The 6,335-nt window shown below is 69.8% G+C and carries 9 protein-coding genes and 4 pseudogenes; 4 read left to right on the top strand and 9 right to left on the bottom strand.

Annotation, left to right across the window (positions count from 1 at the left end; all coding sequences use genetic code 11):
- Nucleotides 1-311: pseudogene (locus ACFV7R_RS46495) on the top strand (hypothetical protein); the annotation flags it as partial.
- 74 nt (nt 312-385) lie between these two features.
- Here the strand turns inward: ACFV7R_RS46495 and ACFV7R_RS46490 are convergent.
- From ACFV7R_RS46490 to ACFV7R_RS46475, 4 genes and pseudogenes are all read right to left on the bottom strand, one after another.
- Nucleotides 386-601, bottom strand: a pseudogene (locus tag ACFV7R_RS46490) (2Fe-2S iron-sulfur cluster-binding protein); the annotation flags it as partial.
- Between the two features lie 399 nt (nt 602-1,000).
- Entirely contained in the window at nt 1,001-1,654 is a 654-nt protein-coding gene (locus ACFV7R_RS46485; RefSeq protein WP_385276713.1) for a hypothetical protein, read from the bottom strand.
- On the bottom strand, nt 1,651-2,199 hold the full coding sequence (locus ACFV7R_RS46480; protein ID WP_385276710.1) for a TetR/AcrR family transcriptional regulator: 549 nt from the start codon (nt 2,197-2,199) through the stop codon (nt 1,651-1,653). The genes ACFV7R_RS46485 and ACFV7R_RS46480 overlap by 4 nt, the downstream gene beginning before the upstream one ends.
- Before the next feature lie 391 nt (nt 2,200-2,590).
- A complete protein-coding gene (locus tag ACFV7R_RS46475; protein WP_385276716.1) occupies nt 2,591-2,788 on the bottom strand; it encodes a hypothetical protein in 198 nt (65 codons plus the stop codon).
- Between ACFV7R_RS46475 and ACFV7R_RS46470 the strand changes: the two are divergent.
- Nucleotides 2,699-3,024 (top strand): annotated as a pseudogene (locus ACFV7R_RS46470) (TmrB-like protein); the annotation flags it as partial. The gene ACFV7R_RS46475 and the pseudogene ACFV7R_RS46470 overlap by 90 nt on opposite strands.
- Nucleotides 3,025-3,174: 150 nt before the next feature.
- Here the strand turns inward: ACFV7R_RS46470 and ACFV7R_RS46465 are convergent.
- Nucleotides 3,175-3,348: pseudogene (locus tag ACFV7R_RS46465) on the bottom strand (ATP-binding protein); the annotation flags it as partial.
- Here ACFV7R_RS46465 and ACFV7R_RS46460 point away from each other — a divergent pair.
- The gene (locus ACFV7R_RS46460; RefSeq protein WP_385276707.1) at nt 3,341-4,138 is read left to right on the top strand and encodes an IS6 family transposase; all 798 of its coding nucleotides are present in this window, start codon (nt 3,341-3,343) and stop codon (nt 4,136-4,138) included. The pseudogene ACFV7R_RS46465 and the gene ACFV7R_RS46460 overlap by 8 nt on opposite strands.
- Before the next feature lie 44 nt (nt 4,139-4,182).
- Here ACFV7R_RS46460 and ACFV7R_RS46455 read toward each other — a convergent pair whose 3' ends face one another.
- From ACFV7R_RS46455 to ACFV7R_RS46445, 3 genes are all read right to left on the bottom strand, one after another.
- Complete coding sequence (locus ACFV7R_RS46455) at nt 4,183-4,716, bottom strand: hypothetical protein (protein ID WP_385276704.1); 534 nt, start codon at nt 4,714-4,716, stop codon at nt 4,183-4,185.
- A 166-nt stretch (nt 4,717-4,882) separates the two neighbouring features.
- The gene (locus ACFV7R_RS46450; RefSeq protein ID WP_385276701.1) at nt 4,883-5,035 is read right to left on the bottom strand and encodes a CstA-like transporter-associated (seleno)protein; all 153 of its coding nucleotides are present in this window, start codon (nt 5,033-5,035) and stop codon (nt 4,883-4,885) included.
- Between the two features lie 140 nt (nt 5,036-5,175).
- Nucleotides 5,176-5,325 carry a hypothetical protein gene (locus ACFV7R_RS46445; protein WP_385276698.1) on the bottom strand — a complete coding sequence of 50 codons (150 nt, stop codon included), beginning with the start codon at nt 5,323-5,325 and terminating at the stop codon, nt 5,176-5,178.
- Between ACFV7R_RS46445 and ACFV7R_RS46440 the strand changes: the two genes are divergently transcribed.
- On the top strand, nt 5,324-5,470 hold the full coding sequence (locus ACFV7R_RS46440) for a hypothetical protein (protein WP_385276695.1): 147 nt from the start codon (nt 5,324-5,326) through the stop codon (nt 5,468-5,470). The genes ACFV7R_RS46445 and ACFV7R_RS46440 overlap by 2 nt on opposite strands.
- Before the next feature lie 346 nt (nt 5,471-5,816).
- On the opposite strand, the gene ACFV7R_RS46435 is transcribed toward ACFV7R_RS46440, so the two are convergent.
- Nucleotides 5,817-6,164: a hypothetical protein gene (locus ACFV7R_RS46435; protein ID WP_385276692.1), complete on the bottom strand. Its 348-nt coding sequence runs from the start codon at nt 6,162-6,164 to the stop codon at nt 5,817-5,819.
- Nucleotides 6,165-6,335 lie beyond the last annotated feature (171 nt).

Below are 6,335 nucleotides of genomic sequence, written 5' to 3'. Positions count from 1 at the left end.
GGTATTTACGGGGTGCTGCCATGGTGCTGGTGGATCTCCTTCGCCAGGATCGTAACCCTGGCATCAGGGACTCCACGAAACGGGGTGCAGCTCAATTCACTCCGCTGCTCAAGCGCTGGACGGTGGAGCGGACCTACGGGTGGTTGATGTTCCACCGCCGCCTGGCCCGCGACTACGAGACCCTGCCCGCCCGCTCCGAAGCCATGACCCAGCTGGCCATGACCGATCTGATGGCCCGCCGCCTCACTGGCGAAGCCACCCTCTCCTGGCGCGACCCGACACCCCGGGATAAAACACTAATTCCGGGATGAAACATCGGGAGAAAACGACCTCTGAGGGCGCCGGCATGCCCGCCGGACCGCGCCGATATTTGCGAGATCGAACATCACAGCCTCCGCGGCGTCTCAATGACCATGCCCTCGCGTACCGGGACGAGGCAGGTGCGGGTCAGCGGCCAGCCGTCGACAGTGGCGGCGCACTCGAAACAGGTCCCCATATTGCACAGCGGCGCACGGGGTGCTCCGTCGCGGTCCCGTTCGAACCCGGCCCCTGCGGCGAGCATGGCCGCGGCCATCGTCTCGCCCGTACAGGCGGGATGAGGTTCGCCTTCTACTTTGCGGGGCGGTGACGATCAAGGCGCGGATCTGGTTGATGGTCTGCGTGCGGGCTTGATGGTGCTCGAGGCCCGGCCGGAGAGCACGGCAGTTGCCGCGCTGCTGCGACAGCGGGTTGGCGCAGGTCTTCCAACTCCACTGGAACCAATGGCGCTTCACGGCGCAAACAGAACTTGAGCTGGCACCCCTTCTTATGGACGAAGCCACGCCCGCCTGGTGGGAGAGCGAGCGTTCAGGGGCGCGCGACGGCCGGAGGCCAATGATACCTGTAGAGGTGTCCGCCGGAGATGAGCGTCTCCTTGTGGGCGAAGGGCCAGGCGGGACCGGACAGCGGGTTGTGTCGATGAGGTGTCGATACCCAGCGATCCGGTCCCGGAGCTCTGGGCTCAGGGCCGACGGCCGAGGGCTGCGCCGAGCGCAGCGATCCAGATCAGCAGCAGAGGCAGGGATATGAATGCCATCGGGGTCAAGGCAGTGGACAGGAACAGGTAACCGGTGCCGGACGCGGTAATCGTGGCAGCGAGGGCCCAGCCGATGACGGCCTCCCAACGCCGTAGCAGTGTGCGGTGTCGCGAGGCCGCGCAGGCAGCGGCGGCGAGCGCGGCGAGCGCGAACATCTTGATACCGTCCACGCGCTGGACCGCCTCGAACAGCGCGCCGGTGCTGCCCGGTGACGCTGGATCAGCCCCGGGCACTGCGATCAGTTCCAGGACGAGTTGCACGGATGCGAGCGCACCGGCGGCCGTCCCGGCCCATCCGGCGAAGCGAGCCGCAGCGCTGCCGGTACGGCGGGCCCAGCCGAGCAGTCCGGATCCGACGGCCACAAGGCCGGCGGCCGCTACACCGTGAACGAGTAGCGCCTGGGCGATCGCTTGGATCGGCCGGTCGGCGTACGCGGTCGCGATCTGGGCGTGTGTGTCACCGACTTCGGGCGTGGCGCCCCATGCGGCGGCGAGGCCGAGGACCCAAGCCGCGGCGTGTGTGTATCCGGCGGCGCGGGAGGTGGTGGCGGTGGCGGGCCCTGTAGCGATTGTGGTCATGCGGTGTCTCTCCGGGTTTTGTCGTGGATGGCACGGGCGAACGCCTCGCAGCCGGTGCGCCATGCGGCGTCCAGGTCTGCGCCGGGCGGGAAGCGGCCGTCGAGTTCGAGCATGACCATGCCGTGCGCGAATGCCCAGAGCGAGCGCGCGATGTCGACGTCGTCGTGCGCCGCGCGGAGCAGCGGCATCGCCGCGCGCTCCTCGAGTCCTTCGGGCAGTGCGGTGCGGGCGAGCGGCCACGTGTGGGTGATGCGGTAGAGGTGCGGGTTGGCGAGGGCATGCCGTCGGTAGGCGTGGGCGAGCGCAAGCAGGGGCGGTGCGGCGCCGAGCTCGGCTTCGGCGGCCTCCAGTTCCTGCGCCAGCTGGGCCATGCCCTGCGCCTGGAGTGCGGCCTCGACAGCGGCCTTGTCGGGAAAATGCTTGTACAGGGACGGCGCCCGGATGCCGACACGTTCGGCGATGCGCCGCATGGACAACGCGTCCGGCCCTTCGGCGTCGAGCAGTTCCCGGGCGGCGGCTGCGATCTGCTGCGCGCGGTCAGCCATGGCGCGCCGTCCGCGCGATTGCGATGCCGGTGGGCAGACCGGACCCGGCGGCCGGCATCCGCGCGGTGGGCGGGAGCGTGGACGCGGCGGGCACGGCACACGGGGTTCTGGCCGTGTGCTCCGCAAGGTGCCCTGGGAACAGGCCCGTTCCGGCGAGGAACGCGAGCGCGCCGGCGGCCGGCGGTCCGTGCTCCTCCCCGGGGGCCGCGAACGCCCCGGGGGGAGGCGCGGGTGCCTCCCATGCGCCCCGCAGGAGCCGGGGCGGGACATCGTTGCACGGGGTGCTGCTGGCTGTGGTGGTGATCACTGTGGTCCTTCCGCCTCGGGGCTGATCGATGCGGCTAACAGTGTTAGCCGCGTGCTGCCACGCTATGGCTAACGGTGTTAGCCGTCAAGTCCGGAGGGTGTCGAACCCCGATGTGTCGAGCCGGCTCGTCGAGAGGGTCTGCTCGACGAGGTCCACCTGCCGGTCGACCCGGCCGCGATCGGGAGGATCGCGTTGATCGTCTGGGTGAACGGTGTGTTCGGCAGCAGGAAGAGCACCCTGGCCGATGAGTTGCGTCCGCGTCGGCCCGAGGCGCTGGTCCATGACCCGGAGATGGTCGGTTATGTGCTGCGGGAGGTTGCCGAGGTGCCGACCGGCGACTTTCAGGATCTTCGGCTGTGGCGGCGGCGGGTCGCCGACCTGGCGGTGGGCTGGTCGTGGAGTACCACCGACCCGTTCTGGCCCCCATGCCCTTGGTCAACCCCGGGTACGCCGGTGAGATCTTCGGCGCACTGAAGGCCGCCGGCATCGACGTTCACCGCCCCTTCCTCAACGTCTCGTTCGACGACGAGCACCTTCCGGGCGCGAGGGGCAGCGGCCACGGCCATGAGATGGGCGCGGACGGACTGCTGGAGCTTTCCTGGGCAGAGCAGGTCACCGATCGGCACCTCACACCGTGGTCCCCTGCCCCTGCTTCCACGGTGGTGCTTCTACGGCGGCGATGGTGCGACAGTGGTCGGCAAGGGCATTTCAGGGACGGACTGCTCAGCCCAGATGGTCTTGCCGACGTGGGTGTGGCGCGTGCCCCAGCGGTCGGTGAGCTGGGCGACCAGCAGCAGGCCCCGTCCCCCTTCATCGAAGACGCGGGCCCGCCGCATGCGTGGAACGGGCGCTGTCACGTTGGCTGACCGGGTGGGAGGATCTTCGGGTTGGTCATGCGAGGAGGAGCCGTCCGTGGGCAGCGCGCCGCCGTCGTACAAAGGGCACCGGTACCCGGTCGAGATCATCTCCCACTGCGTGTGGCTGTACTTCCGCTTCCCGCTCAGCTTCCGCGAGGTCGAAGAGCTCATGCTTCAGCGCGGCATCCTCGTCTCCCATGAGACGGTCCGCCGCTGGTGCGCCAAGTTCGGCCAGGCCTACGCCAACGGCCTGCGCCGCCGGCATGCGAGGCCGGGCGACAAATGGCACCTGGACGAGGTCTTCGTGAAGATCAACGGAGAGCAGAAGTACCTGTGGCGGGCCGTCGACCAGGACGGGATGGTGCTGGACATCCTCGTGCAGAACCGCCGGGACACCGTTGCAGCCCGGCGGTTCTTCCGCCGCCTGTTGAAGAAGACGCGCGCGGTGCCCCGGGTGGTCGTCACTGACAAGCTCCGCTCCTACGGTGCGGCCCACCGCGAGGTCATGTCCTCCGTCGAGCACCGTTCACACAAGGGCCTGAACAACCGGGCCGAGAACTCCCACCGGCCCACCCGGCAGCGCGAACGGGCGATGAAGGGCTTCCGCTCCGCCGGCGCCTCACAAAGATTTTTGTCCGCGTTCAGCGGCATCTCACCCCACTTCCGGCCTTACCGCCACCTGATGACCGCCGCCCACTACCGCGCCGAGATGACCGTCCGCTTCGTCGTTTGGGACCAGATCACCGGCGCTGCCGGCCGGGCCACCACGGCCTGACCTCAGGCCCGAAACGCAAGCCCCCCCACGCCCCGACGACGCCATCAGACACTCACACACCCAACAACGTGACAGCGCCCGATCAGCATATCCATGCCCCCTGCCCGGCACGAGGACGGCCATCCGTGCCCGGCGGTGCGGGCGGCCGAGGCGCCCAAGCCGAACAAGGCGACGGTGTTGAACAGCAGGGCCGCGTCTACAGCCGTGGCCTCTGCCCACCACCCGGCTACCGCGGCAAGCAGTATCCCCACCGTGGGCAGCGCGGCGGCGACCAGTGGCCACTCGGCGAGCACCGACCACAGTCTGCTCGTGGTGGCTGCCCCGTCGACGGACGCACGCTGGGCGATGACGTGCGCGTACCCGTGGGCGGCGCTCGACGCCAGCGCGGTGAGCAGCACCCACAGCGCGTCCGGACCGGGATCGGCCTCCTCGCCCGTCGCATCCAGCGCGGCCACCATGGCGCTGGCCAGCACCAGTCCGTAGATGCCGCTGAACAGCCACTGTTCCGGCGGCTGGTGCCGCAAGGTCCCCTTTGGTGCGACGCCCTCGCGGCGGACGTGGTCGGCGCGGTCGGGCATTGCATCGCCTCGGTGGGGGATGAGGGCTGGGTCCGCACATGCTCACCCGCGGGGCGTCAGGGAACACGACGCCACGCTGGTGAGCATGATTGTTGTGCCCTAAAGGAGGGTCAGGGTGCGTGTCGGGTGCCGTGCCGGTAACGGCTGGCACGGCACCCCCCATGGGTCAGCAGCAGCGGCTGCTCGGATAGGCCTCCTGGCGCCGGATGCGCCGGTGTTCGTACTCCCAGCGGGTCGGCAGAGGGGCGTGTGGGTGGTTACGGCGGTGGCGTGCGCAGTAGCGGTCGAACGACCTGGAGCAGCGGCGAGCGACGGCCACACCCGGCCCGCCAGGAAGGGCGCAGTGGCTCCCAAACTCATCAACATTGATCACGCGAGCGGGGCACGAGGTGACTCCCCAAGTCGTCGACAAAAGAGTCCCGTTCTCGCGTGCACAGCCAGCTGGGTCGCGGCCGCTTCCTACCGGCGTCCGATGGTCATGAGCGAGCTGCGGGCGCCGCTCGCCAGCTGCAGGGCACGCCGCACCAGGCCGGCGCCGAAGATGCGCTCCGCACCCTCCCGCCCCAGGTCGTTGACGGCGGACATGACCAGGGTCGTCTCACCCTTCATGAGCTCGCCCCGGGCCGGGGCCCGCAGCTCCCGAAAGCTCCTGCTCGCTCGGGTCCTGCGCCCCGGACTGCTGCGCCGCGCCGACGTCGTGGTCCTGGTGGCGGCCGCCGCTCGCCGCTTTGCGGACGCGGGCGAACGCACGTGAACCCCGGTGTCAGGCTGCCTGGGGGAGGGGAGTGGCTGCCTGACGCCGGGAGCTGGATCCCGGCCCCGCCCTTGAGCTGCGTTATGCGTCGAGGAAGGGATGGACATATGGCGGGGCTGTCGCTGGAACGGGCGGAGCCAGAGGGGCGGGGGATGGGGATTACAGGTCCACCGGGCCCGGTGGGAGGGTGGCGCGGACCGTTTTGCCGGGCCCTTCGTGATGCAGGAACCAGGTGAGCTGCGCCCCCAGTTGGGCGGCGCGGGCAGCGCGTCGCCCGCCGCCCGCCCGGCCAGGCCGGACGGGGCGAGCCGGGCGACACGCTGTGCCACGGCCACCGGCCGGCCGGTCAGCGTGGGCGGCGGGTCGCCAGCCACAGGCAGATGGTGGGAGGCAGGGCACTTCCCACCGCTGTGACCAGGGCCGCCGTCGCCAACGGTTCGCTGAGGGTGGGCAGCACGGCGCTGCGTACCCCGTCGGCGGCTCGCACGGTGACCTCGCAGCCCTCCTCGGTCATGCTGATGCTGTCGCCCAGTCCGTAGCCGGTGTCGAAACACTCCTTGGTGGCGGTGGCGTCGGCGACGAACCACAGCAATGCCGCCAGGGCGGCGAGCCCGAGCGCCGCCGCCAGACCCACCCTGCGCAGGAGGCGGTCGTGGTCGTGGGTGTGCCGGCCCCGCTGGTCGTGTGTGGTCATCTGGTTACCTCCGTGGATACTCCGCCCTTCAGGGCGGAGAGGAAACGGACTCCTGCGGAGCAGGGCAGGGAACGATGATTCGCCGTCAGGGCGGATCGTCGTTCAGCCCCAACTGCCCGCAGAGATCCCGTAAGTTGATGTGATAGTTGTGAGGCGTGAAGACCGGCCATG

The sequence above is a fragment of the Streptomyces sp. NPDC059866 genome, assembly GCF_042731325.1.
Lineage (GTDB): Bacteria > Actinomycetota > Actinomycetes > Streptomycetales > Streptomycetaceae > Streptomyces > Streptomyces flavusporus.
This window is presented reverse-complemented; position numbering and strand designations above follow the sequence as displayed.